22 protein-coding genes are annotated in these 26256 nt (G+C 42.1%); 15 read left to right on the top strand and 7 right to left on the bottom strand.

All coding sequences use genetic code 11. The features are described 5' to 3' along the window. Positions 1–216 precede the first annotated feature (216 nt). Complete coding sequence (locus VUI23_RS20215; RefSeq protein ID WP_303500315.1) at positions 217–1722, top strand: peptidase S10; 1506 nt, start codon at positions 217–219, stop codon at positions 1720–1722. On the opposite strand, the gene VUI23_RS20220 is transcribed toward VUI23_RS20215, so the two are convergent. Continuing rightward, the gene (locus VUI23_RS20220) at positions 1709–2452 is read right to left on the bottom strand and encodes a transporter substrate-binding domain-containing protein (protein ID WP_342805739.1); all 744 of its coding nucleotides are present in this window, start codon (positions 2450–2452) and stop codon (positions 1709–1711) included. The two genes, VUI23_RS20215 and VUI23_RS20220, sit on opposite strands and share 14 nt — an antisense overlap. Positions 2453–2595: 143 nt before the next feature. On the opposite strand from VUI23_RS20220, the gene prmA reads away from it, so the two are divergent. The 7 genes from prmA (at position 2596) to VUI23_RS20255 (ending at position 9373) form a co-directional block, all read left to right on the top strand. Continuing rightward, entirely contained in the window at positions 2596–3474 is an 879-nt protein-coding gene (gene prmA, locus VUI23_RS20225; protein WP_342805741.1) for a 50S ribosomal protein L11 methyltransferase, read from the top strand. A 404-nt stretch (positions 3475–3878) separates the two neighbouring features. Beyond that, positions 3879–4871, top strand: coding sequence for a tRNA dihydrouridine synthase DusB (dusB, locus tag VUI23_RS20230; RefSeq protein ID WP_216047840.1), 993 nt, complete (start codon positions 3879–3881; stop codon positions 4869–4871). A gap of 29 nt (positions 4872–4900) precedes the next feature. Next, positions 4901–5194, top strand: a complete 294-nt coding sequence (fis, locus tag VUI23_RS20235; RefSeq protein WP_040523552.1) for a DNA-binding transcriptional regulator Fis — start codon at positions 4901–4903, stop codon at positions 5192–5194. A gap of 129 nt (positions 5195–5323) precedes the next feature. Then, a complete protein-coding gene (gene purH, locus VUI23_RS20240; RefSeq protein ID WP_216047839.1) occupies positions 5324–6922 on the top strand; it encodes a bifunctional phosphoribosylaminoimidazolecarboxamide formyltransferase/IMP cyclohydrolase in 1599 nt (532 codons plus the stop codon). Between the two features lie 565 nt (positions 6923–7487). Beyond that, complete coding sequence (locus VUI23_RS20245) at positions 7488–7721, top strand: hypothetical protein (protein ID WP_216047923.1); 234 nt, start codon at positions 7488–7490, stop codon at positions 7719–7721. Between the two features lie 127 nt (positions 7722–7848). Beyond that, positions 7849–9135, top strand: a complete 1287-nt coding sequence (purD, locus tag VUI23_RS20250) for a phosphoribosylamine--glycine ligase (RefSeq protein ID WP_303500310.1) — start codon at positions 7849–7851, stop codon at positions 9133–9135. 1 nt (position 9136) lies between these two features. After that, the gene (locus VUI23_RS20255) at positions 9137–9373 is read left to right on the top strand and encodes a VF530 family protein (protein WP_216047837.1); all 237 of its coding nucleotides are present in this window, start codon (positions 9137–9139) and stop codon (positions 9371–9373) included. Here VUI23_RS20255 and VUI23_RS20260 read toward each other — a convergent pair. Beyond that, complete coding sequence (locus VUI23_RS20260) at positions 9353–9961, bottom strand: 3'-5' exonuclease (protein WP_342805744.1); 609 nt, start codon at positions 9959–9961, stop codon at positions 9353–9355. The two genes, VUI23_RS20255 and VUI23_RS20260, sit on opposite strands and share 21 nt — an antisense overlap. A gap of 75 nt (positions 9962–10036) precedes the next feature. Between VUI23_RS20260 and VUI23_RS20265 the strand changes: the two genes are divergently transcribed. From VUI23_RS20265 to envZ, 6 genes are all read left to right on the top strand, one after another. Beyond that, positions 10037–10465, top strand: a complete 429-nt coding sequence (locus VUI23_RS20265) for an ion channel (RefSeq protein ID WP_216047835.1) — start codon at positions 10037–10039, stop codon at positions 10463–10465. Between the two features lie 26 nt (positions 10466–10491). Beyond that, complete coding sequence (locus VUI23_RS20270; protein ID WP_342805746.1) at positions 10492–10884, top strand: cupin domain-containing protein; 393 nt, start codon at positions 10492–10494, stop codon at positions 10882–10884. Between the two features lie 101 nt (positions 10885–10985). After that, positions 10986–11888, top strand: a complete 903-nt coding sequence (locus tag VUI23_RS20275; protein ID WP_216047833.1) for a phosphoribulokinase — start codon at positions 10986–10988, stop codon at positions 11886–11888. Beyond that, positions 11888–12871: a Gfo/Idh/MocA family oxidoreductase gene (locus tag VUI23_RS20280; protein WP_342805748.1), complete on the top strand. Its 984-nt coding sequence runs from the start codon at positions 11888–11890 to the stop codon at positions 12869–12871. Before VUI23_RS20275 ends, VUI23_RS20280 begins: the two co-directional genes overlap by 1 nt. Positions 12872–13040: 169 nt before the next feature. Beyond that, on the top strand, positions 13041–13763 hold the full coding sequence (ompR, locus tag VUI23_RS20285) for a two-component system response regulator OmpR (protein WP_216047831.1): 723 nt from the start codon (positions 13041–13043) through the stop codon (positions 13761–13763). A gap of 39 nt (positions 13764–13802) precedes the next feature. Then, positions 13803–15095 carry a two-component system sensor histidine kinase EnvZ gene (gene envZ / locus VUI23_RS20290; protein ID WP_342805750.1) on the top strand — a complete coding sequence of 431 codons (1293 nt, stop codon included), beginning with the start codon at positions 13803–13805 and terminating at the stop codon, positions 15093–15095. A gap of 153 nt (positions 15096–15248) precedes the next feature. On the opposite strand, the gene VUI23_RS20295 is transcribed toward envZ, so the two are convergent. The 5 genes from VUI23_RS20295 to VUI23_RS20315 form a co-directional block, all read right to left on the bottom strand. Then, on the bottom strand, positions 15249–16229 hold the full coding sequence (locus VUI23_RS20295) for a leucine-rich repeat domain-containing protein (protein WP_342805752.1): 981 nt from the start codon (positions 16227–16229) through the stop codon (positions 15249–15251). A 191-nt stretch (positions 16230–16420) separates the two neighbouring features. Then, positions 16421–19393 carry a TonB-dependent receptor gene (locus VUI23_RS20300; protein ID WP_342805754.1) on the bottom strand — a complete coding sequence of 991 codons (2973 nt, stop codon included), beginning with the start codon at positions 19391–19393 and terminating at the stop codon, positions 16421–16423. A 513-nt stretch (positions 19394–19906) separates the two neighbouring features. After that, positions 19907–20899 carry an N-acetyl-D-Glu racemase DgcA gene (gene dgcA, locus VUI23_RS20305; protein WP_342805756.1) on the bottom strand — a complete coding sequence of 331 codons (993 nt, stop codon included), beginning with the start codon at positions 20897–20899 and terminating at the stop codon, positions 19907–19909. After that, positions 20896–21894 (bottom strand): N-acetyltransferase DgcN, encoded by a 999-nt coding sequence (dgcN, locus tag VUI23_RS20310; protein ID WP_342805758.1) that lies wholly within the window; start codon positions 21892–21894, stop codon positions 20896–20898. Before dgcN ends, dgcA begins: the two co-directional genes overlap by 4 nt. A gap of 89 nt (positions 21895–21983) precedes the next feature. Beyond that, positions 21984–22880 carry a LysR family transcriptional regulator gene (locus tag VUI23_RS20315; protein ID WP_216047825.1) on the bottom strand — a complete coding sequence of 299 codons (897 nt, stop codon included), beginning with the start codon at positions 22878–22880 and terminating at the stop codon, positions 21984–21986. A 323-nt stretch (positions 22881–23203) separates the two neighbouring features. Here VUI23_RS20315 and VUI23_RS20320 point away from each other — a divergent pair, with 323 nt between their 5' ends. After that, on the top strand, positions 23204–26248 hold the full coding sequence (locus VUI23_RS20320) for a TonB-dependent receptor (RefSeq protein ID WP_216047824.1): 3045 nt from the start codon (positions 23204–23206) through the stop codon (positions 26246–26248). Positions 26249–26256: the final 8 nt, after the last annotated feature.

Raw genomic sequence — 26256 nt, forward strand, 5'->3', positions numbered from 1 at the left:
AGAATCATTAGCATTCTCGAATTCGATTTTCACACTGAAATCGTACAATTAACGTTCTATTTGAAATCGCTAATTTTGAGTTATTGGCATCGATTTACCATTAGCATAGCGATTCTTAAGGTAAGCGAGTATTAACCATATCCAAATCTGATTTGGTTGGGTAAAATGTTTATCAAATAACATTTTTCAATAAAAAAAGATGGCAAGAAGAACGATATGAAAAAAATAATACTGATCCTCACCACAACGTTGTTTTTAACCTTGAATGCGGATGCGAAAGAAGAATCCGACAAAGAAATCAAGCAAATTCCTGAAGCACAGATGAGCGTAACCGAGCATAAAGGTAAATTTAATGGCACCAGCATTAAATATAAGGTTAGCGCTGGTGATAGTCATCTTTTAGATGCCAAGGGCAAACCTAAAGCCAGTATTTTTCATATCGCTTACACGCGCACAGACGTGAAAAATTCCGAATCTAGACCGCTATTATTTGTATTCAATGGTGGACCAGGCTCGTCATCTGTATGGATGCACATGGGCTTGTTTGGCCCAAAACGTGTGGTGTTACCTAGTGATGCAGAACAAGTAGGCGCTGCACCATTTAATCTCAAAGACAATCCTCTAAGTCTGTTAGATATTGCAGACATGGTATTTATCGATCCCGTCGGCACTGGATTCTCAACGCCTCTTGGTGAGTATGAAGGTAAAGCGTTTTGGGGCGTTAAACAAGATGCTGAAATACTCGCTGAGTTTGTGCGCGTGTACATTACTGAAAACAATCGATGGAATTCACCTAAATATTTGGCCGGGGAAAGTTACGGTACCACTCGTGCTGGGGCTATGGTTAAGGAACTCCAAGAAGGTTGGGGGTCGATTGATTTAAACGGAATCTTACTGATATCTTCGATAATCGATTTTCAAACTGGTGACTTCACCGAAGGCAACGATCTACCTTACGTCACGTTTTTACCAACCTACGCTGCCACGGCTTGGTATCACAATAAAGTCCCGAATAAATCTAACTGGAATAGTTTGCAGGAATTCGTTGCTGAGACACGAGATTTTGCGCTAAATGAATACGCAACAGTGTTACTCAAAGGTGCTCTGGCTAAACCCGCAGAAATTGATAATGTTGTAAATAAACTGCATGCCTATACGGGGCTCAAAAAGCAGTACATTACACAATCTAAACTGCGCATTAATGAATTTTTGTTTATGAAAGAATTGATGCGAGATGAAGGTAAGGTTGTAGGTCGATTGGACAGCCGTTATCTAGGCGAAGACGCGAACATTGTCGTCGACCAGTTTGAGGCTGACCCAGCATCTTATGCCATTGATGGAGCCTACACAGCGGCGATACAACATTATTTTGCCAACGATATTAACGTTAAGCGTTCTGAGCCTTATCACGTATTGAGCGGCGAAGTATTTGTTAATTGGAATTGGCTATATGGTAATTCAGCGCGCAGTCAGGGATTTATTAACGTCACGCCGTTTATATCCAAAGGCATGCGTCAGAATAAGGACTTTAGAGTATTCGTTGCCAATGGCTATTATGATTTGGCTACACCATTTTTTGCCACTGAACACTCGATGAACCATCACGGAATAGATCTTAACCGTGTCACTATGAAATATTATGAGGCTGGTCACATGATGTATATACATGAACCATCGCTGAAAACCTTAGTGAATGATATTCGAGCTTTTATTCTTCCTTAGAAGAACCAATCGACGGATACCCAGTTGAAACCGTGGCGTTGTAGAATTGATATTTTTGAATTAGATGCGCATATCTCTCAGAAGAAAAATACACTACCAACGCTTTATCGAATTGTTCTTGAATTTTTGGCTCGATAAAACCAACACGATAGAGACTAGGTGAAAAAAGCTGATGAATGACCACAGGTTGTTCATCAACTTTACCTAATAATGTCCTATTTAAATGATTGAAGATATTTACATCCAGTACAATCGCTTGGGCTTTTTTGCTAAATAATAATTTCAGTTGGCGCGCCTGATCCGGTACTTCTCTGTAGTTAGGATTAGCCGAGGCCATTTTCAAAAAGCCATTACCTAAAAGCCTAAATGCCGACTGAAATCCAACGATTGATAAATTAGACATGTCTTGCACATCAGTTAATTCGATTTGGGAAGCGGCCAATGTAACAACGACGTTCTGATATTGAATATAGGCTTTGGAAAGTGTCATTTGCTTGGCTTGACGTTTACTACTCAAAGTTGCTACGGCATCAATATTGGGCATATTAAGGGTGTCGTATGAACGACCGTAAGGAATTTGAATAAATTGAGCGTCATAGCCTATGCTTTTAATAACATCTCGTATCAACTCTATTTCAAACCCAGTTCTGGCATTATTCATCACATAAGGAGGCTTATCCCACCCTACTGCTACGAATAAGTTTTGCTGGGCTGCTACAAAGTTCGACACTATTAAATTCGTCAGACAAAACAGCGCTATAAAAATTCTATGGTTAACCATTAAAAGCATTAGATTCCGATTTAGTTGAAAATTAACAAGCCGATCTTTGTCTACCTTGATACTATTGTAAAATGACTTTATAGGAAACCCCGATGCCTTGGATTCAACTAATAATAGACACCCACGCTGAAAATGCGGAACAGATTGGCGACATGTTATCGGCCAATGGTGCGCAAGCTGTAACCTTTACTGACGCCAAAGATACACCAATGTACGAACCTAAACCTGGAGAGGTCATGTTATGGCCAGACACTCAAGTGATAGGCTTATATGACGCAGAGTTCGATATGCAGCGTGTTGTATCGCAACTTGAGAAGTCTAAGATTTTAGGAAAAGGATTTTCCCACAAATTAGATCAACTTGAAGACAAAGACTGGGAGCGGGAATGGATGGATAATTTCCACCCAATCCAGTTTGGCAAGCGGCTTTGGATATGCCCAAGTTGGCGAGACATCCCCGACCCAACAGCCGTAAACGTGATGCTTGACCCTGGACTTGCGTTTGGAACCGGTACTCACCCTACTACCTCTTTGTGTCTACAATGGTTAGACGCCCTCAGTTTGGAAGGTAAAACCGTGGTCGATTTTGGCTGCGGTTCGGGCATTCTGGGTATTGCCGCATTGAAATTAGGTGCAGAATCTGTAGTTGGTATAGATATCGACCCTCAAGCTCTTTTAGCCAGCAAAGATAACGCTGGGCGCAATGATGTGGCAGATAAAATAAGCGTATTCTTACCTAAGGATCAACCAGATTTGCAGGCAGATATCGTACTTGCCAATATCTTAGCGGGTCCGTTGAGAGAATTGCGCGAAGTGATTACTAACTATTGCAAATCAGGTGGCCTGTTAGTTTTATCCGGTATATTGGCCAACCAAGCTGAAGAAATAGACCAACTTTATTCGGCAGACTTTGATATGGAACCTATCGCCATCGAAGGTGACTGGGCCAGAGTATCAGGTAAGAAAAAATAATTTATTTAGATCAATTGAGGTTCAAGTTGGTTTTTAGCTAAATTTGAGCCTCAGCAATCCCTTTTAATCCCCCCTCGGGTTTCAAAAACGACTTTTTCAAAAATTTTTTAAAAATAAAATCAGACCGATTAGTCCATCCGAAGGATTTGTAACAAAACTTCACAAATTGATATGAAATAACATAAGGTTTTGTTTAACAAATAATATTTCTCCAAATCAATAGTTTAAAAAATAACTCAAAGACTGGTCAGGCCATGGAAAGCTATGTCTGTCAAGGCCTTGAACGCAAATAAATTATACTTTTGTTTAAAATTTAGCCTTTTCAAAACGTTCAAAAAACCGTAACATAGCGCCCGTTTTGACTAGCCGAACATTTATTGTTCAACAAAAGGGCCTATTAACTCATGCAGATTGGTCAATATGTATTAGACAATAATCTCATGTTAGCACCTATGGCAGGTGTTACTGATAGACCCTTCAGACAAATGTGTAAACATTTGGGTGCTGGGCTTGTGGTGTCAGAAATGCTGTCATCCAATCCTAAGGTTTGGAATACAGACAAATCAAAGCAACGGATGGATCATACGGGTGAATCAGGCATTCGCTCTGTACAGATCGCCGGCGCAGATCCACAGCTTATGGCTCAAGCGGCACAACTAAATGTTAGTAATGGCGCTCAGATTATTGATATCAATATGGGGTGCCCTGCTAAAAAAGTGAATAAAAAGATGGCTGGGTCTGCTTTATTGCAATACCCCAAATTGGTTGAAGAAATTATTCAATCAGTGGTTAATGCTGTCGATGTGCCTGTTACGCTGAAAATTAGAACGGGTTGGAACCAAGATAATCGGAACGGTGTAGAAATCGCGAAGATTGCCGAAAACAATGGTATCCAATCTTTGGCAGTGCATGGACGTACTAAAGCCTGCATGTACAAAGGCAATGCGGAATTCGAAACGATTGCTAAAATAAAACAATCAGTTTCAATACCTGTTGTTGCAAACGGTGATATCACCAGTGCTTTGAAAGCAAAAGAAGTACTGGATATGACCAATGCGGATGCATTGATGATAGGTCGTGGAGCCCAAGGTAACCCTTGGATATTTCGCGAAATATTACATTATCTGAACACCGGCGCAGAGCTTCCCGCGCCAACTATTGATGAGGTTCGTAGCGTCATGCTTGAACACGTCAGTAATGTTCACCAGTTTTATGGTGATTTTATGGGAGCCAGAATAGCCCGCAAGCATGTGGGGTGGTATTTAGCAGATCACGACAAGGAACGCGTATTTCGAGCTAAATTCAATGTAATCGAAGATGCTCAAGAGCAACTCGACCAATTGAATACGTATTTTGAAAAACTGGCAGAGTGTCATTCAATGTCACCTGCTGCTTAATTTTTTATCAACTAAAGAGCACGATGTTTATGTTCGATCAAAATGTGACTTCACCTTTCACTACTACAGTGACAACTCCATCTCAAACTCAAGCTCAAAAGCCTTTGAGAGATTCTGTTAAACAAGCTGTTAATAAGTATTTAAGACAGTTAGATAACACTGACGTCGAAAATGTTTATGAATTAGTTTTAGCTGAGGTGGAAGCGCCTTTATTGGAAGAAATAATGACTTTCACTCGCGGTAACCAAACTCGCGCAGCTATCATGATGGGTATCAACCGTGGTACGCTTCGTAAAAAGTTAAAGCAATACGGAATGAACTAATGATTGGGTTTACCCACATCATGTTTCAAGTAACAATTTAATGTAAAGAGCACCTCAGGGTGCTCTTTTTGTTTTCGCTATACCTGACTATTTGGTCAATTTAATCTTCACACAATCAAGAGTAAAAGAATGACATCTGCTAAACCCATCCGCCGCGCACTATTAAGTGTTTCAGATAAAACCGGCATAGTTGAATTTGCCACCTCTCTAGTTGAACAAGGAGTTGAACTACTATCCACTGGTGGTACAGCCAAATTACTTGCTGATGCAGGTTTAAACGTAACAGAAGTATCTGATTACACAGGTCATCCAGAAATTATGGCCGGCAGGGTTAAAACACTACATCCAAAAGTACATGGCGGCATTTTAGCCCGTCGTGGTATTGATGAAGCGGTTATGCAAGAAAATGACATTCAAGCGATTGATTTAGTTGTCGTCAATTTATATCCCTTTGCAGCAACTGTAGCCAATGAAGGATGCTCTTTAGAAGATGCCATCGAAAACATCGATATCGGCGGCCCTACAATGGTTCGCGCAGCGGCAAAAAATCACAAAGACGTTACTATAGTGGTAAATGCTAAAGATTATCAGCGTGTGTTATCTGAAATGGCTGAAAATGAAGGTTCACTGACCTACAAAACACGTTTTGATTTAGCCATTGCAGCATTCGAGCACACTGCAGAATACGACGGCATGATTGCTAACTATTTTGGTGCGCGTATCGATTCCAATGAATGTGGTGATGATTGTGAACATCAACACAGTGAATTTCCTCGTACGTTCAATATGCAACTAAGCAAAAAACAAGATCTTCGTTATGGCGAGAACAGCCATCAATCGGCGGCGTTTTATGTAGAAAATCAGATTCAAGAAGCATCCGTTGCCACAGCAAAACAACTTCAAGGTAAAGAATTGTCGTTTAATAACATTGCCGATACTGATTCTGCCCTTGAATGTGTCAAAGAATTTTCAGAACCCGCGTGTGTCATTGTCAAACATGCGAATCCTTGTGGCGTTGCACTAGGTGATGATTTGTACACGGCTTATGATAGAGCATACAAAACCGACCCTACTTCAGCCTTCGGCGGTATTATTGCATTTAACCGTGAGTTGGATGCTAAAACCGCGCAAGCTATCGTTGATCGCCAGTTCGTTGAGGTGATTATAGCTCCAGTGGTGAGTAAAGAAGCTATCGAGATTGTCGCAACGAAGAAAAACGTACGTTTATTAGAGTGTGGTGATTGGTTAGGTCAGTTAACCGATGGTTATGACTTTAAACGTGTAAACGGTGGTTTGCTAGTACAAGAGCGCGACTTTGGAATGGTTGAAGAGCAGGATTTGACCGTTGTAAGTAAACGCCAACCAACTGCACAACAGCTAAAAGATCTGATGTTCACTTGGAAAGTGGCTAAGTATGTTAAATCAAATGCCATCGTTTATTGCAAAGATAGCATGACAATAGGCGTGGGCGCAGGACAGATGAGTCGTGTCTATTCAGCTAAGATTGCCGGCATTAAAGCTGCTGATGAGAACCTAGAAGTAAAAGGTTCAGTAATGGCATCAGATGCATTCTTCCCATTCAGAGACGGTATCGATGCGGCTGCGGCAGCAGGTATTGTCGCTGTCATTCAGCCTGGCGGTTCTATGCGTGATAATGAAGTTATCGCTGCTGCAGATGAACACGATATTGCCATGGTATTTACCGGTATGCGTCACTTTAGACATTAAGCGCTAATAATCGAAAAATCCGGCATTAGCCGGATTTTTTTTGTCTGTAGGCGGGTGCTTTAGTCCCATAGATTTACGCCGACATTCCGCTAACCTCTTCCATGGCCTGAAGGCCATGCTACAACCCCGCATTTTCGAATAATAATCCATGGCCTGTAGGCGGATGCTTTAGCGCCGCAGATTTACGCCGACATATCGTATTCCCTTCCATGGCCTGAAGGCTATGCTACAACCCCACATTTTCGAATAATAATCCATGGCCTGTAGGCGGATGCTTTAGCGCCGCAGATTTACGCCGACATATCGTATTCCCTTCCATGGCCTGAAGGCCATGCTACAAGAATGAAATCTTCTGGTCCGTGGAACATTGCTGTTGGCTAACAAAATGAAGAATTTTGCAAATTACACAGCTAAGTAGTATTTTTGACTAATAAATCGTACTAGAAACCAAGAAATTAACATCGGTAATATTTAACTAACTGTTTTTATTATGAATTTTAATTGGTATTCAATTTGCTTTTGTAGACATTAAAGCACACAACAACAGTTTTAAAGAGGAATATATATGGACATTTTACTAGTATTTGTTTTACCGATCGTCATTTTAGGAATGATATTTGGGCATAGACAAAAAATGATGGACGCTAAAGTGAAATTAGAGTCAGGCTCTGGCAACCTAGCCGCTTTAGAGGCTGAACTTAAATCAGTAAAAGAGCGCCTCAATACCCTTGAAGCAATAGTTACCGATGACAAATATCAACTCAATCAAGAATTTTCCAAATTAAAAAGTGCTAATTAGTATCCTCGAAGCCAATTGAAGATAAAAAGCGTGCAGTTAGACACGCTTTTTACGCTTTTATTCTGTACAATTCATCGCAATATTAAGCTCTACTCCTTACTCAATCAGTTAATAAGATAATCTATTCATGAAAATACTTATCATCGGCGGCGGCGGTCGCGAACACGCTTTAGCATTCAAATCAGCTCAAAATGACTATGTAGATACTGTTTATGTGGCACCAGGTAACGCTGGTACTGCTATAGAAGACAAATTGGTCAATATCGATATCCAAGCAGATGATGTGAACGGTTTACTCGAATTCGCCGTGCAAAATGCCATCGATTTAACCATAGTAGGACCTGAAGCACCTCTAGTTCTTGGCGTAGTGGATGCATTTCAAGCTAAAGGGTTAACCATATTTGGACCATCGAAGGCTGCGGCACAATTGGAAGGCTCTAAAGCCTTTACGAAAGATTTTTTAGCACGCCACAAGATCCCTACTGGTGATTATCAAAATTTTACTGAAATTGAACCTGCACTGGCATATTTGAAACAAAAAGGTGCACCTATTGTCATCAAAGCCGACGGCTTGGCTGCTGGTAAAGGCGTTATCGTTGCTATGACCGAGCAAGAAGCTGAAGATGCGATTCGCGACATGTTAGCTGGAAATGCCTTTGGAGATGCCGGTAGCCGTGTGGTCATAGAAGAATTTCTAGACGGAGAAGAAGCCAGCTTTATTGTTATGGTAGATGGTAAAAACGTCCTATCATTCGCCACCAGCCAAGACCATAAGCGAGTTGGCAACGGCGATACAGGACCTAACACTGGTGGCATGGGTGCTTACTCACCAGCCCCAGTAGTCACGCCTGAAATTCACCAAAGAATTATGCAAGAAGTTATCTATCCAACGGTCAATGGAATGGCAAGTGAAGGAAATCCTTATTCAGGTTTTTTATATGCCGGACTGATGATTATGGCTGACGGTACGCCTAAGGTAATTGAATACAACTGCCGCTTTGGAGACCCAGAAACTCAGCCCATTATGTTACGTTTGCAATCAGACATAGTTGCACTTTGTTTGCAGGCTACAGCTGGCAAACTTGATCAAGCAAGCATCGATTTTGATCCTAGAGCTGCAGTAGGCGTGGTACTCGCTGCAGGTGGGTATCCTGGAAGTTACGCAAAAGGTGATGAAATTCAGGGGTTGGATCTAGCGTCACAAACTGAAGGCAAAGTGTTTCATGCCGGTACTCAGCTAGTAGATGGTAAAGTTACCACTAATGGTGGACGAGTATTGTGCGCCACCGCCTTAGGAAATTCAGTGACGGAAGCGCAAAAGAATGCCTATAATTTAGTCCATAAAATAAACTGGGACGGTATGTTTTATCGTGATGATATTGCCTACCGAGCCATTGCCAGAGAACAAAGTTAAATTGGACACTAAAGATAACAAACCAGGCAAACAGGGTGATCCTCTCCATGGCATCACCCTGAAAAAAATGCTTGAAGAACTGCAGAAAGAATATGGATTTGAAGGCTTAGGCTGGCGCATAAAAGTGAAATGCTTTATTGAAAATCCGAGCATGAGCTCAAGTTTGAAGTTTTTACGAAGAACGCCTTGGGCTCGTAAGAAAGTCGAAGAGCTATACTTATCGACCTTCTGCAAATAACAAATTTTCGATAGTAAGTGCCCGCTTATTAATCCACATATTAAGGGTCGCCGCTACGCTTCGCACGTCATAGAGTGCGTTGTGAATGTGGCCCTGTAATGTTAATCCATGAAAATTAGCCAGCGCACCGCTGGACTGCTCGAAACCCGCCAAACCTAATTTACGCGCGATAAATTGTAAATTATGAAAACCTTGCTGAAACTCTGGCAGCTCAACAGCATACAATTTGCAATTTTGTTGCAACACAGACAGATCATTGCCCCAAGAATACACTGGGAGTTTCCCCTGCCGACAAAAGTGATGGAACTGCGTCAATGCAGATGCGAAGTCTACGCCCAGTTCGTCAATCATGTTCTGTTCAATACCAGTTAGGTCTGTAATGTAATCACTGAGTTGCGGATTGATGGTTGGCTTTATCAACTCATTGAAGCTAGCTAATATGGAAACTGAAGATGCGGATACAGAGAGTTTTACTGCGGCCAGCTGAATCAACTCCCGTTGCTCCCAGCTTTTTGACCAGTTGCGCTGTTTCGACCCAACCCAAGCGGTAAATTCAGTATCAAAAAGCACGCATTCAAAAACTTGCATCAATCTCCACAGAGCATATAGTTAAATTAGTCTATAAACTTATAATGTAGTACAAATGCACAAAGTCAAATTATTATGTTAAACCAGATTGTAATAGGTTCTGTCATCATCATTTTGACGATTATCGTTCAAGTGATTTTTTTAGGTATTTTATCATCTCGTTTTGATCAAATACGTAAAATGGATTCCAAAGATTATAGACATATTAAAAGCCCCATTATCATTATACTGTCGGTCCTATGGATAGTGCTGGGGCTGACCATAGACATGTGGATTTGGGCTTTTGCATTTCTGTTAGTTGGCGAATTTAGTGAATTGGAAGAATCCCTTTATTTTGCCATCGCGTCCTTCACAACCCTTGGATTTGGAGATGTGATTTTAAGCCAACAATGGCGAATTATGGGCGCACTCAGCGCGGTAAATGGGCTTCTTGTGTTCGGACTGAACGCCGCATTTCTAGTGGAGCTGATGGGCATAACCTGGGGTAAGTCCAGACGTAAATAGAAATAAAGACACTAGGGGAAATTGAAGTGCAAACAAAAACACTATTTGAAATCTTTGCTGTTATAAAACCAGATCTCAGCGTCACCACAAAAAATCTTAGCGATTCAATTTACCAAGAATTAGACGATGAGTTTTCCTCTTTTAAAGGTCATTCACTAGTCTCTGCTCATGAGTTTAATGAAAACTGGCAATCTTGGGAAAGGCACCCAGCAGGGGATGAAATAGTCATACTTTTATCTGGTCAATGTGAATTAATCATCCGCTTTGATAAAAAACAGCAACAGCGTGTTTTGAGCCAACAAGGTGACTATGTCGTGATTCCAAAAAATCATTGGCATACGGCGCGGATATCTACTCCCACTCGCGTATTGTTTATCACTCCAGGGCAAGGAACGCAAAATACGACAACACCTTTTTAAGACAAAATTCGAATTGAATTAAATTTTGTCTAAGTAAATGACTTGACCATTGGCCTTAGCTTGCTTATAAATAGTGGTCCTTACTCCTCAAAACGTTCACTATGTCTGTAAAACATCCAATTATTGCAATAACAGGTTCCTCTGGAGCAGGTACAACTACGACGACCAATGCCATCAGGCATATTTTTCGTAATTTAGCTGTCAATGCGGCCTCTGTGGCGGGCGATAGTTTTCACCGTTTCACTCGTCCTGAAATGGAAGTTGAAATACGTAAAGCGCAAGAACAGGGGCGGCATATTAGTTATTTTGGTCCAAAAGCCAATGACTTCATTATGCTCGAAAAACTGTTCGCTCAATATGGAGAAACAGGCTCGGGTCAGCATCGCCAATATTTGCACACATTTGACGAAGCGGTGCCGTTCAATCAAATGCCTGGAACATTTACGCCGTGGCAAGATTTACCCGCAAACACCGACTTATTATTTTATGAAGGGTTACACGGAGGCGTTACCACTCCCGAAGCCGACGTGGCTAAACACGTTGATTTGCTGGTAGGCATGGTACCCATTGTGAACCTAGAGTGGATCCAAAAAATTATTAGGGATACCACTGACCGAGGTCATACCCGTGAAGCTGTGATGAGCAGTATTGTGCGAAGTTTAGAAGACTACTTTCACTATATAACCCCACAGTTTTCTAATACCCATGTGAATTTTCAGCGGGTTCCTACAGTTGATACCAGCAATCCATTCAGTGCGCGAGAAATTCCGACCCAAGACGAAAGTTTTGTAGTGGTTAGATTCCGCCGCGAAATGAAAAATGTAGACTTCCCGTATTTGTTAAAAATGATCGATGGCTCTTTCATGTCGAGAATTAACACATTCGTGGTACCTGGCGGAAAAATGGGTCTGGCAATGGAATTGATCTTGTCGCCACTTATTGAAGAATTATTGGAACGTAAACGTAAAGCCGGTTTCCAAATGGATTGGGTGACGAATAAGTAGTGCACGATTCAACCAATTCGCTCCGTTGGGGAATAATTGGATGTGGCAATGTCTGTGAAAAGAAAAGTGCTCCGGCTTACCAACAGGTCGACGGCTTTAGGCTACAAGGAGTAAGTGCTCGCACACCTGGAAAAGCATTAGATTTCGCAACACGACATAATGTACCCAATCATTATACATCTGCACAAGCACTCATAGATGATCCCAATATAGACGCCGTTTACATAGCAACTCCACCTGACAGTCACTGTGAGTTAGCATTAAAAGTCGCCAGCGCAAATAAAATTTGCTGTATAGAAAAACCGATGGCATTAAACTTCCGTCAATGCCAACAAATAGAGCGCACCTTTGAAACTCAAAAGCTGGCGCTTTTTGTTGCTTATTATCGCCGTTCATTACCTGGTTTTGTGCAAATTAAACAAGCAATAAGTAGCGGCAAAATCGGTCAAATTAGACAAGTTTCATGGCATTACAGTAGACCGCCATCAGATAATGATCTACGCCAAAAACCAAACTGGCGCACAGACAAAAATGTTGCCATTGGTGGGTACTTCGAAGATCTTGCCAGTCACGGTTTAGATATCCTTAGCTTTCTTCTTGGAAGGGTTCAACACGCACAAGGGATTTGTACGAATCAACAGGGGCTATACACTGCCCATGACGCTATTGTGGCTAACCTGCTGTTTGAAAACGGTGTGACAGGCAACGCTAGTTGGAATTTTGCTAGTCACCTTTATCAGGATAAGGTGCAGGTTTTAGCTGATAAGGGCAGCATAGAGTTCGCCATTTTTGGTAATCAGCCGGCTAACATATATACCGAGGATGGCAATGAAACCCTAGCAATGCCGACGCCGGATCCAATTCAAGGTCCGTTTGTTCAAGCCATGGCCGACCATTTACGAGGCGTAAGCAAACATCCTAGCCAAGCTGCAAGCGCCAGCCACACTAATTGGATAATGGACAAAATTTTGGGTGTATCGTAAAAAAGTGACTCTAACAATCACAGCGATTCAGTAATTTACCGCGCTGAAATCCCTCCCACAAACAATTTGTAACACTCCACTTAACATTGTTACTTAGCTAATCTTTTGAATTCCCTACTATTCATTTATAGTGGTGTGATATTCGGTTTATTTCCTTTTGGGGCTCGACATGGGACAAGAAACACAAAAAGTATTGGTTGTTGATGATGATATGCGCCTGCGAAGCTTACTTGAACGCTATTTAGTAGAGCAGGGATATCAAGTGCGTTCAGCCGCCAACTCTGAGCAGATGGATCGTCTTTTGGAACGTGAAAACTTTCATTTGTTGGTACTCGATTTAATGTTACCCGGTGAAGATGGCCTATCGATCTGTCGTCGTTTACGTCAAAAAGAAAACGAAATACCGATTATTATGCTAACTGCAAAAGGTGACGAAGTAGACCGTATAATTGGGTTGGAGATGGGCGCTGACGACTACCTACCTAAACCATTTAATCCACGGGAATTATTAGCCCGAGCAAAAGCCGTATTGCGTCGTAAAACCAATGAAGCGCCTGGCGCGCCCTCGATGGAAATGCAGGTGGTGGAGTTTGGTAAATACAAATTAAACCTAGCTACCCGTGAAATGTTTTCAGATGGCGAAGCGATCACCCTAACAAGTGGCGAATTTGCAGTGTTAAAATCCTTGGTTACTCATCCCAGAGAACCTTTGTCTAGAGACAAGCTAATGAATTTGGCCAGAGGCCGTGATTACAGCGCATTGGAGCGCAGTATTGATGTGCAAGTTTCTCGTTTACGCCGCATGTTGGAAATAGATCCGGCTAACCCTCGCTACATTCAAACCGTTTGGGGGTTAGGATATGTGTTTGTTCCCGATGGCGAAGCACAGTAATTGCCCCAACTCATTAATATCTGGGTTGAATAGTCACTGGTGAGAATCTTTCCTAAAAGCGCATTTGGCCAAACCGTTTTATTAATTGGCGTATTGTTACTGATTAATCAGGTAGTCTCTTATCTGTCAGTGACCTATTATTTTATTCGTCCAAATTATCAACAGATAAACTCGTTAATCGCCAAACAAATTAACATGGTATTTTTGGAAGAGGTTGATTATCTCAATCCGAAAACCCAAGACAATATCTTTAATGCCACAAACATTCGAATCTACACAGAAAAACAAGCCATTGAAAGTGGACTTCAACAGGCCATTTATTATCAATTTTTCTCTCGACAAATTTCTGATTTACTCGGTGGAGAAGCAGACGTTAGGATCTCAGCCTCAGAGCCGTTCTTAATTTGGGTCAATCCTCCACAGGACTCTAACGTGTGGATATCCATTCCCATGGCTAGCTTCACTGAAGGCGATATATCCCCCTTAACTATTTATTTGATAGTAATCGGTATTTTGAGTGTGGCAGGTGGTTGGATTTTTGTTCGCCGCTTGAATAAACCGATTCACGCATTACAGGTTGCCGCATTAGAGGTGGCAAAAGGTAACGTGCCAGCGCCATTGAAAGAGCAAGGTGCAAGCGAACTGATTGCGGTAACCAGTGCATTTAATCAAATGTCTAAGGGAATTAAGCAGTTAGAGGATGACAGAGCATTATTAACCGCGGGTATTTCACATGATCTGCGCACGCCGTTGACACGAATACGTTTAGCCAGTGAAATGCTACCTGATGAACAATTATGGATAAAAGAAGGCATTGTTCACGACATCGAAGACATGAACGACATTATCGATCAATTTATTGATTATGTTCGACAAGATACGCGGGAGCGTCGTGAAAAATTGTCGTTAAACGAATTGATTGAAGATGTGGTTCAAGCCCGTAATATTCAAGAAAATCACCATATCGATACCCACTTATCTGAATTACCAATGCTGATGATTCGACGAGTCGCAATCAAACGCGTACTAGATAACCTGATTGAAAATGCGTTTCGTTATGGCAGTCAAAATATTCTGATTACCAGCGGACATGACAAACGCAACAGACAAGTATTTTTTGAGGTGCGAGATTACGGTCCAGGTATCCCTGAAGAAAATATTGAAGACTTATTTCAGCCTTTTACTCAAGGGGATAAAGCCAGAGGTAGTGGCGGTTCTGGACTGGGATTGGCAATTATCAAACGTATTGTAGGGCTGCATAAAGGTAAAATCGAACTCAGTAATCATTCTGAAGGTGGGCTGCGGGCAAGAGTCACCTTACCGACGGATTAACCCTGAAACCATTGGCAAATCGATGGATGATGCAAGCTTTAAATCCTTTGCTCTAATAATTCAAGGCAGTAGGTTTGTTGTCATGTTTACAACAACCCTACTCCTTGGTATGACCGCCAATCTCGGTGTTTTATTGGGTGCTTCTAGCTTGCCCTAATCGCCAACAATAGCGCGATAACTATGAGCAAAATTTGCAGGTAAAATAACGTCTCCCGCATCGAAAACAGTTCCATCGCTGGCTTGCCATTTTAGTGCTTTACCGGTGCTTGAACCCTTTGGTAAAACAAAGCTGTTCAAATCACTGTTAATTTTAAAAATATCTTCCCCAATGAACCTCAAGCCAGCAGGCAAATCCACATGGCTTAGGCGGTTAGCAAGAAACGCTTTGTGCCCAATGGAAGTAAGCCCAGCAGGTAGATCCACACTGGTTAAGCGGTTATCTCTAAACGCACTATCCGCAATCGACGTAAGCCCCGCAGGCAAGTCTACGCTGATTAAGAAGTTTACATTAAACGCACTCTCCTCGATGGTCGTTATTCCAGCAGGCAACGTTAAATTGACTATGCGGTTATTTTGGAACGCAAAATCACCAATGGATGTAACCCCAGCGGGCAAATCCACGGTGATGAGGCTGTTATCTCGAAATGCGCTGCTCTGAACCGACGTCAGCCCAGCAGGCCATGTCACGCTGATTATGCTATTGGTGGCAAACGCGCTTTGTTCGATAGTGGTCAGCCCTTCAGGCAAATCCACACTGGTTATATTGTTGAACTCAAAAGCAGCATCGCCAATGGATGTCAGCCCAGCGGGTAATTCTATTTTGCTTATGCGGTTATTCTGAAAAGCGAATTCGCCGATGGATTTAAGCCCGGCAGGAAAAACCACACTGGTTAAGCCATTTGCTTGAAAGGCATTACCGCCAATCCCCTTTATCTTTTGTCCGTCGAGCATGTCAGGAATAATAATATCCGGTTGATGATTATTGCCATTAATGTCAGTAAGAATAGATGAGGTAATTATTCCATCGACTACCGTCACATCTGTTGTTTTGAGGGTATAAGGTGTTTGTGAATTGGCTACAAAACTGAGTGCAAACAAAACGATTGCACTGAATATCATTCTACTCATCTTCATATTCTATGATCTCCTGGTAAGCTGTATTTGAAGTGTTGGGAAGGTATCGCCTCTAGGCCATATCAATTTATTCGAGAACATAAAGTGCGATTTCAACTTCATGAAATGACTATATAATCGGGTCACATTTTCATATGAACCCGATTATTCTCAATTAAATATCAAATAGTTAAGGCTATTGAACTGACATTTTACCAGTGGTAGCTAGCACCAAATGTAATACGACGGTCTGTCAGTCCTTGGAAACACAATAAAGAACCCTCAGTTACACAGGATTGCTCGACTTCTGATTCCGTTAAGTTCACCGCTTCAATGCCAATGTTCAATTGCTCAGTTACATCATAACTAACGCTGGCATTAAGTTGCCCTCTGTCTTCTTGTACAACCATGAATCCCCAAGGGTAACTAGATGTACTACCAAAATCTTCTGAACGATAAGCTTCACGCCATGTATAACGCATACGTGCTGAAAGACCGTACTTTTCGTAATACAAGGTGAAGTTATACGCATTTTCAGAAAGATCCGGTAATCCATGCAAAGCAGAAACATCGATATCATCTATCCCTGTTGAAGCTGCAAAGACCGCATTCGCGCGATTTGTGGCATTATCAATTGCTTCACCACCATCGAACTTTTGGATGGTGTAGTTAGCTAGAATACCAAAACCCGATGCCCAACCTAACTCATCTTCAAAGCCAGATAGATCATACTGGACAGCCATTTCAATCCCTTTTTGAGTAGTTTTCCCGGTGTCATTGATGGTAGTCGACCAAGGCACACAAACACCTACACCAACAGGACCGAATACATTGATATCAGCAATGGGATTCCAGATGCCGCCTTGCTCACACTCAGGACCGATAATGTCACGAAAACCAGTCTCAGGATCTTCATACGGGTCGTTTTGTTGACCAACGTGTAAGTCTTTACGTGTTTTATGGAAGTAACCTATGCTCACAACACTTGCTTCTGCAAAATACCACTCAGCAGAGATATCAAATGAGGTTACTTCTTCAGGGACTAAGCCAGGATTACCCACTGAAACGGCTGGGTTAGGGCTTGTTGAATAGGTAACTGAAGTTGAAAGGTCGTTAAAGTCAGGTCGGCGAATATCTTTTCCCCAACCCGCGCGCAGAACGATGTCGTCTGTTACATCAGCAACAATGTTGATTCTGGGTAGTAGGAAATCATAGTCACCAACGGTTGTGACCTGTGAAATAGTAGGGTCGCCATTAGCATCTGTGGTAATTGAGTTACCTGTTGAAGCCACTTCGGTTTCTAAATAACGGACACCAAAATTACCGCGTATGTATTCGGTTGAGAAGTTTGCCTGCGCGTAAATAGCGTCAGTAGTTTCTTCAATATCAAAGAATGCGTTAACTTCTGAAGTGGGTGCAGTAATGGGAATGGAACCACCATGTGCAATAACCGCTTCATTGAGTATGCGTAACACCTTGTCTTGATCGGCCGTTATCATTTCAGGATTTACCATAAGGAAATCTTTAACAAATAACTCTCTGCCATCTGCATCACCAAAGTTATCAGGGCCTGCAGTAAGAAGCTCTGCGAACAAATCACCTCTCGGGCTATCTGAATAATTTCTTAAACTAACGTTGGCACGAATTTGGTCAGTCATACTAGTGGCTTTACTATGACGATATCCAAGGTCAAGTGTGGTAAACACAGACCAATCTAAGTCATAGACAAAATCAGCTCGAAAAGCGTCTTCAGTGTTTTCGGTAAGATCTCGCGCTGTGTCTACTGACCGTAACATATAGTTAGCTGGGTCCATCATGTCTGCTACACTTGGTGCGTTTGCCGCATCAAATGCAATACCAAAAGCGAGTGAGCCACCGGTTAAGTCATATTCGAATGGGGTTCCATTTTCATTAGATGAATTAACCGCTGCATTAGGGTTGATAAAGTTAAGAGTGGTGTTAATTCTTGGATTGGTGGATTCAGAATTAGAGGATGCCACCTCTACAGTGACTTTTAAGTTTTCACCTTGCCATTCACCGCCAAGCCTAAATATTTCACTCTTGGTTACACGTGAACTAGTATCGCCTGCAAAGCGCAAGTTGGGATCGGCACCGCCATCTTCTACCGGAATAACACCTTTTAATGCCGCTTGGATACTGCCGAGATTTTGGCCATCTAAATTACCAAAGTTAACGGTTTCAAATTCACTAGGCACGGAAATACCAATCAGGTCACTGACCCCAGATGCCTGTGCAGATATACTTTCTGCGTAGCGCTGTTGATCATTGATAACGGCATCAAAGTAAAATTTCATATCCGCATTGGGAGCCCATTCTAAGGAGCCAGCAAAATTCTTTGTTTCGTACTCATGGTTATCGTAATCTTGGTTAAGAAATTGAATTCCTAAAAAATCAAACTCTTGCGCATTTACAGTACCTCCGTCTGAAGTAACAACGTTGTCTCGGTCAACTCGAGGACGGAATGCAGTCACGTCTTGCTCAGCATAACTAGCGCTAAAAACAATACCAAATTCACCGATGTCGGTTTCCCAATTGTCGCCGTAGGTTCCTGACAATCGAGGCTTCACACCATCAGTAGAAAGACTACTGGATTCACCTTGCACTCTTACTGAGGCTAATGTTTCATTTAATTGCAAGGGACGAATGGTGCGTAAGTTAATAGTGCCACCCACAGAACCTTCGATGGTTTTTGCATCAGGTGCTTTGGTGACTTCAACACCTGCAATTATTGAAGCAGAAACATCTTCAAAGTTAATGCCGCTTCGACCAGCCCCTGAGCCAACCGTAGAAACACCATTAATTTCCGTTCGGTTTGCGTTGGTGCCACGGATCTGCACGCCTGTGCCCACACCCGCAGAACGCGTAATTTGTATACCTGTGACATTTTCTAAAACCTCAGCAAGGTTTTGGTCAGGCAATTTACCAATATCTACCGCTTCGATAACTTCAACCAGATTATTTGATTCGCGTTTTTCTAAAAGTGCACTTGTAAGCGCACTGCGTATTCCGCTTACCTGTATAACTTCAAGCTCTTCATCAACTTGCGCTTCTTGCGCCAAAATGGTTGGTGCTGTCAGCATCGCAACTAACGCTGCACTGTATATTCCTGTATTTGTTCTACGACTCTCTAATACAGAACTTATTTTATTAAGTTTCGCTTTCATGTGGTCTCCATTTACTTGGTAGTGTCATATTTATTGTGTATGTCTTAGCTATTTGTAAATAAATTGTTGTAACGGCGGAGCCAACCAGTTTGTCGTCTGCGTATGCTGAGTGAGCACTGTGTATTCGTTATACATAGCAATTTTGGCCTCATACTAAGTCACCAATCTGATTGAGTATAGATGACAACAAAACCGGTTTACTAAACCGGTTTATTGAATTAAATTAACATAAAATTACAGAATGTCAACATTCGAGTATTTAGGGGGTTAAGGAATTAACACGACGAGCAGATCGCCCAGAGAAATAAAATGCGCACAGCACACAAAAGACGTTAACGAATAAGTCAGGTTGGCTATAGCCCATCCAATAGATGTTGGTATTGTTCTGTGTTTAGTTGGCATAAGACCTCTTTTGAAAGCAGAGGTCTTGTCTGATGTAGATTAGCTTAGATTGATTATTGTTGCTTTGCTAGACGCGCTTAGGTTAGGCCCAAGAGCAGAATTTGCGTGGTTTTATTCAGCTTGCCCCCACAACGATTGCGAGTTTATGCACATCTTGCCATCAACAAATCCAAACCCACCGGGACGATCCTTAGCAATTAAAGCCGGGCCATCTAAATCCACAAAGTCAGCTTCGGCGGCCAACAAATAAGCAGGCGCCATTGCCAGAGATGAGCCAACCATACAGCCCACCATGATTTTAAGATTGTGTTGCTTTGCTAAGCGCAGTAGCCTCAATGCTTCAGTCAATCCGCCGGTTTTGTCGAGTTTGATGTTCACCGCTTGATATAGAGGAAGTAATCGCTCTAAGTCATCGCTGGTGTGGCAAGACTCATCGGCACAAATTGGAATACTCGACTTAAAATCAGCCAAAGCCTGATCATCACCACTGGGTAAAGGTTGTTCAATTAGGGCCACATTGCATTCCCTTAAAGGTTCAACCACCTTCTCTAACAACTCGATGCCCCAAGCTTCATTGGCATCAACAATAAACTCACTGTTTGGGCATACTGCATGGATTGCTTGCATCCTTGCAACCACATCTTGCTCATCAAGCTTCACTTTGATTACTTTATTTGCCGCTAACTTAGCGGCCGCTTTCGCCATATTATCAACACTATCAATGCTAATGGTTTGCGCACTGTGACAAGACGATAATTGCGGCATACCAGCTAACTCAGCGACACTGCGGTGCTGTTGTTTGCTGTGCAGATCCCACAGCGCGCAATCTAAGGCATTTCTTGCCGAACCTGCGGGTAACAAGCTGCTCAATTGGTGCAGCTGTTGTGTGCTGACAATCTGATCTTTGATACTTTCTAACTGCCTACATACAGCCTGTATTGTTTCGCCATAATGAGTATAAGGTACAGCTTCCGCCCAACCTCGATATTTGCCATCAGTTATAGAGACAACCACTACGTCGGCGGCGGTTTTTTCGCCACGGGAAATCCGAAAAGGAGTAATCAGTGGAAAACTTTCAGTAACAACGCGAATATCTAAACTCATAGCAAATTATCTACGATAGAAGTCACTCCGTGACGAATTGGATCACTACAGGGTAAACCGGTTTGCTGACTGATCTCTTTGCATATTTGTAATGCTGAATCAGCATCAACAGAAGATGTATTCACTGCAATACCGACAACCCGCGCTTGCGGATTGGTAAGTTGAGCAGCGGCTAAATTAAGTGCAATGGTTTGTTCAATAGAAGGCAATGCTTGATGAGTAAGCCCGCGCATATGTTGTCGACCTAGAGCATGACAAACCACCAGCGCATCTGGCTGTGAACCATGTAACAAGCCTAAGCTTACGCCAGCAAAAGCTGGATGAGACAAGGAACCTTGCCCTTCTATGATGTCCCAGTGATCAGCGCTATTTTCTGGACTAATCGTTTCTGCAGCGCCAGAAATGAAATCGGCAATAACACAATCAATGGCCACACCTGTTCCCGACACCAAAATTCCACTTTGTCCAGTTGCTCTGAAGGTGGCTGGAAGTTGCCTTCCCTGAATCTCTTTAGTGAGACTAAGAGAAGTGTACATTTTGCCAACCGAACAATCTGTGCCAACGGTCAAAAGGCGATTACCAAGACGTTTTTTACCTGTTCCCGTTCTAAACCGAGTGACGGGATGACGAATATCAATCAGTTGAAGATTAAGCTCGTCAGCCTTTTGCTGCAATACTGGAATATCGGTTAACTTATCGTGTAAACCGCTCACAATATCCATACCAGCATCCAATGCTTCGAGTATTGTAGGTATCCAACTTGAGTCAAGGAATCCTCCGCTATTAGCGAAGCCTAACACAAAGCTTTTGGCCCCTGCTTTAGCCGCCTCTTGAATATTCATTGATGGGCAGCCTGTAGTAACACTGCAACCTGACAAGCGGTATTCAGCTAAGCATTTTTCAGGACTCCAATCAGCAGCACTTCGAGCCATTTTAATGCTAAGCGAATCCGTAGCGTCTCCTACAAATAGCAAATACGGATAGTTAATATTCATCAAGATTCCTTTAAAATAGATATCACTCCATATTAAAGATATTTTATGCGAACTAAATTAGTATGATTTAGGTGAGTCATAACTCCAGGTTATTGCTGGTTATAGACGAGGTTCAATTCGGCCCTGACAAAATCCAAAAAGTGTTCACAAATCCGAGATAGCGGTCGCGTTTCTAAATGTAGCCCTTTTATTTTGAAATCCAAAGGGGGATTAAACGGCGAGACACCGACATTATCAGTGATATTGCTGATTGCTGTGAGTTTATCAATAGTACAGCAGCCCATTCCTTTATCGACCAAACTTGCAGCGATGTAGTAGGTATCAACCTGCATATTACTGTGAGTTTCCATGCCCAGAGACTCGAAGCGACCTAAGACTAAATCACCGAGTGGGCCACTATCCCAGATACTAATTAATTCCTGTTCCGCCAGAGACTCAACGCTAACAATTTTAGTGTCTGCAGGAAACGATTGTTTGGGATATAAAATAACCACTTCACTGCTGCCTAATTCAACTTCTTCAATTCCTGGTAGAGGAGGTGATGAATAAAGTAGCGCGAGGTCACACTTATGTTCTAACAAAGTTTGCAGTGCGTCATCATTGTGCATAGTTTGTAATTTAAACTGAACATGGGGGTGCACTTCCCTGAATTTAGCAATCGAACGAGGGATAACACCAAAACCAAGGCCAGGGGTTAATGCAATATCGATGACGCCACTATCACGGCGATTAATATTTTCTGCTAATGCGTTTATCGAACGAAGCTGTTTGTATAATTTATCGATTTCCGGAAAAAGTGTTTTCGCTTCACTCGTTGGAATAAGCTTACCTTTATTACGTTGGAATAAATCGAACCCCAATTGTTGTTCTGCATGAGATAGCACTTTAGAAACCGAAGGCTGAGATACATAAAGTAATTTAGCCGCATTAGTAATTGAGCCTGTAGTGTAAATAGCATGAAAGACTTCGATATGACGTAAACGCATTAATTTTTCCAAGTTGAATAAATTTTAGGATACCATAGGGGATAATCTGGCAGCATAAATTTTAGCGTGCCCCAACCCCTATTTTAAACTTTAAAAAATTGAAAAATAGCCAGCGATAACACTCAAAAATAATCATAAGCGTACCGCGGACAGCAATACTCACCAAGTCAATTATTGGAAGCCTTTGTGTGTCAGCCCATAACCATAGGCTATAACTAGCAGATTTTTTATTAATTGTGTTCATAAACATAATTGTAGAGTGTAGTACTCGCAAAAATAATAACTTTCTAAGCAAATTAGGAAAGAACCTAGGAAAACAGATAATGCCAAAGACCAACACATCACACTATCGTAAAAGTAAGCTAAATATAGCGATACTTGCCGCTATCGGGTCACTTTCAATTTCCGGAATAGCTGCAGCGAATCAGCAAAACAGTCAAGATAATTTATCCATCGAAAAGCAGTCCCAACAAACTACTCTAGAACAAGTTGACTCAACCGTAGATGGCAATGAAAAATCTAAAGATGTAGAAAAAATCATTGTTGTAGGTTCCAGCATCAAGGGCGCAAATATAACAGGCGCTTTGCCCGTCACATTAATTGATGCCAGCGATATAGAAGCGATTGGCGCGACTTCTGGAATCGAATTATTTGCATCTATTCCAAGTAACGGCAGCGTTAACTTTAACGGTAATGACGTGGTTAGCGGCGTATACCAATCTCGCGGTGATGTAGCGTCAATCAACCTACGCAGTATAGGTACTGGTAATACCTTGGTGCTGTTCAACGGCCGAAGAATGGTACAACACCCTGGTACCCAAACTGAAAATTCAGTACCTGTTACAACCGTAAATATGAACTCAATCCCTGTACTGGGCATTGACCGAGTGGAGATTTTGCATGACGGTGCAGCAGCGATATATGGATCTGATGCCGTCGCGGGTGTGGTTAACACTGAGATGCGTAAAGATTTCGCCGGCTATAAATTTGACGTTCAATATGGTCAGGCTGAAAATACCAGTAGAGAAAAGTTAAATATAAATACCTTAGCTGGTTGGGACATTAACGATGGCATGACCAACATCACCACTGCAATCAACTATTATCATGGTTCAGAAGTGATGGCTTCCGAAATCGACTATGCCGCCGATGCAGATAAACGTAGCTTCTTAGTAGGAACGGACTGGGAAGGTGATACCAATTTCCGAAATACATCTACCACAACGCCTTGGGGAAGATTTGATGCAAGTCAGTCAGTTACAGGCCTAACCTCATCCGCAGGACGTTTTCATGTTGAACCTGTAGATGCAACCGATAGTAACCAACAATGTGTTCTAGCTAATGGTTTATGTTTAGATAGCGGCAGTATTACTACCAATACGCAAGCCTATAATACCAACAGTGTTCGCACCATGATCCCAGAAACTGAGCGTTTAAACACCTTTGTTTACCTAAATCATGAACTGAACGATGACGTTAGTTTATACGGTGAGTTAGGTTACTACTGGGCTGAATCAAACTCTCAACGTGCAGAAACTGCAACACTTACCTCAGCTCCGGTCACCATTGCCAGCACAGCTTATTGGAACCCTCTTGGTAGTGGTCCAAATAGAATTTCTGGCTATGACACCCCCGCTGAAGGTTTAGACATATCAATTAATGCCTACCGCGTAGTCGATGCGGGTACCCGTAATATTAATGTCGAAAATACATCTTATCGTGTACTAGGTGGTGCCACAGGTTCATACAAGGATTGGGAGTGGGATTCCGCGGCTTTGTATTCAAAAGCAAAAACCGTTGATACAACCCATAATCGTATTAGTCTAAGTTTGTTTCAAGATGCCGTGAATCGTCTCGATGAAAGTGCATATAACACTTTCTGTGGCGCAACCTGTAACTCACAAGAGACTATCGATAGTTTTCTTATCGATGTAAGTCGTTCTGGCGAAACAGCGCTGGGTTTAGTTGATTTCAAATTTTCCAATGCGAATCTATTTAGTTTGCCAGCAGGTAATGTTGGAGCAGCTTTTGGCACAGAATGGCGCTATGAAAGCTTCGAAAATATTTATGATGACCGATTAAACGGCACCACTGTCTATACTGATGATGTGACTGGTTTAGCATATGAATCAGACGTAATGGGCTCCAGTGGACAACCTAATGCGGATGGATCACGTAATGTTTTATCTGCCTTCGTTGAATTTGCAGGTCCGTTAATTAGTCCAGAAATGGAAATTCCGTTAGTCCATAAACTAGACTTCCAAGTAGCTGGTCGTTATGAGCGCTACAATGATGTTGGGGATGTATTCAAACCTAAAGCCGTTCTTAGTTGGTATCCAGTTGAATCACTACAGATTCGCGGTTCATATGCTGAAGGATTTCGCGCTCCTAACTTAGAGCAATTGCACACAGCAAGTACCACCCGAGTTAACTACCCGGTTGATTACTATCGTTGCCAAGCCCAGATCAACAAAGGTGAGTTAGACAGTATCAGTCAATGCAGCAGTGGTGATAGTGCTGAGAACATTCGTTTGGGTAACACCGAACTTGATCCAGAAAAAGACTACAACTACGGCTTAGGATTGGTTTTCACACCTGAATTTATCGATAACTTAACATTGACCACGGATTACTGGCGCATAGAGCAAGAAGACTTAATTGGAATCCGCTCTTACCAAAATATTGCTGACCTAGATTATTATCAGCGCTTAAATGGCAGTTCTAACCCTAACGTTATTCGTGAAGAAGTGAACGCTGATGACATCGCTTTTTATGAAGGTTCTGGATTAGAAGCTGTGGGTGATATGAGTGAGATTATTGGTTTATTTGAAAACCTTGATTCGCGCACCACCGAAGGTCTCGATATTGGCGCTTACTATAAGTTAAACAATACCAGCATCGGTGACTTCTCATTTAAGTTTAACGCGGCTAAGTTGTTAAAAGCGTATCAATCAATCGATTCTGAATCCGCAAAATTACAAGAACTGGGTCTAACATTAGACGATGTGGGTGATTTAATTCAATTAGATGGCCGTCCTGAATGGCAAGCAAGTACTACTATTACTTGGCGCTATAATAATTGGGGAGCTGGGATCTACGGTAAATATGTAGGTGATTTCTACGATACCAGCGCCGTTAATGATAACTCAGGCGAGTTCTGGACAGTCGATAGCTGGACAACCTTTAGTATCTACGGTCAATATACGTTCGACCAAGGTTCATTAGAAGGTACAAAAATGCGTTTAGGTGTACGTAATCTATTCGACAAAGCGCCACCATTGGCCGATGAAACATACGGTTACGACGCCAGTCTGCACAGCGCTGAAGGACGTTATTTGTACCTTAATTTAAGCATGAGCTTCGATTAAGCAGCGTT

It is taken from the genome of Alteromonas sp. M12 (assembly GCF_037478005.1).
Taxonomy (GTDB): domain Bacteria; phylum Pseudomonadota; class Gammaproteobacteria; order Enterobacterales; family Alteromonadaceae; genus Aliiglaciecola; species Aliiglaciecola lipolytica_A.

Coding starts and splice junctions, on each gene's coding strand:
- VUI23_RS20215 (WP_303500315.1), top strand. CDS start 217: ATGAAAAAAATAATACTGATCCTCACCACAACGTTGTTTTTAACCTTG.
- prmA (WP_342805741.1), top strand. CDS start 2,596: ATGCCTTGGATTCAACTAATAATAGACACCCACGCTGAAAATGCGGAA.
- dusB (WP_216047840.1), top strand. CDS start 3,879: ATGCAGATTGGTCAATATGTATTAGACAATAATCTCATGTTAGCACCT.
- fis (WP_040523552.1), top strand. CDS start 4,901: ATGTTCGATCAAAATGTGACTTCACCTTTCACTACTACAGTGACAACT.
- purH (WP_216047839.1), top strand. CDS start 5,324: ATGACATCTGCTAAACCCATCCGCCGCGCACTATTAAGTGTTTCAGAT.
- VUI23_RS20245 (WP_216047923.1), top strand. CDS start 7,488: ATGGACATTTTACTAGTATTTGTTTTACCGATCGTCATTTTAGGAATG.
- purD (WP_303500310.1), top strand. CDS start 7,849: ATGAAAATACTTATCATCGGCGGCGGCGGTCGCGAACACGCTTTAGCA.
- VUI23_RS20260 (WP_342805744.1), bottom strand. CDS start 9,961: ATGCAAGTTTTTGAATGCGTGCTTTTTGATACTGAATTTACCGCTTGG.
- VUI23_RS20265 (WP_216047835.1), top strand. CDS start 10,037: ATGTTAAACCAGATTGTAATAGGTTCTGTCATCATCATTTTGACGATT.
- VUI23_RS20275 (WP_216047833.1), top strand. CDS start 10,986: ATGTCTGTAAAACATCCAATTATTGCAATAACAGGTTCCTCTGGAGCA.
- ompR (WP_216047831.1), top strand. CDS start 13,041: ATGGGACAAGAAACACAAAAAGTATTGGTTGTTGATGATGATATGCGC.
- VUI23_RS20295 (WP_342805752.1), bottom strand. CDS start 16,229: ATGAAGATGAGTAGAATGATATTCAGTGCAATCGTTTTGTTTGCACTC.
- VUI23_RS20300 (WP_342805754.1), bottom strand. CDS start 19,393: ATGAAAGCGAAACTTAATAAAATAAGTTCTGTATTAGAGAGTCGTAGA.
- dgcA (WP_342805756.1), bottom strand. CDS start 20,899: ATGAGTTTAGATATTCGCGTTGTTACTGAAAGTTTTCCACTGATTACT.
- dgcN (WP_342805758.1), bottom strand. CDS start 21,894: ATGAATATTAACTATCCGTATTTGCTATTTGTAGGAGACGCTACGGAT.
- VUI23_RS20315 (WP_216047825.1), bottom strand. CDS start 22,880: ATGCGTTTACGTCATATCGAAGTCTTTCATGCTATTTACACTACAGGC.
- VUI23_RS20320 (WP_216047824.1), top strand. CDS start 23,204: ATGCCAAAGACCAACACATCACACTATCGTAAAAGTAAGCTAAATATA.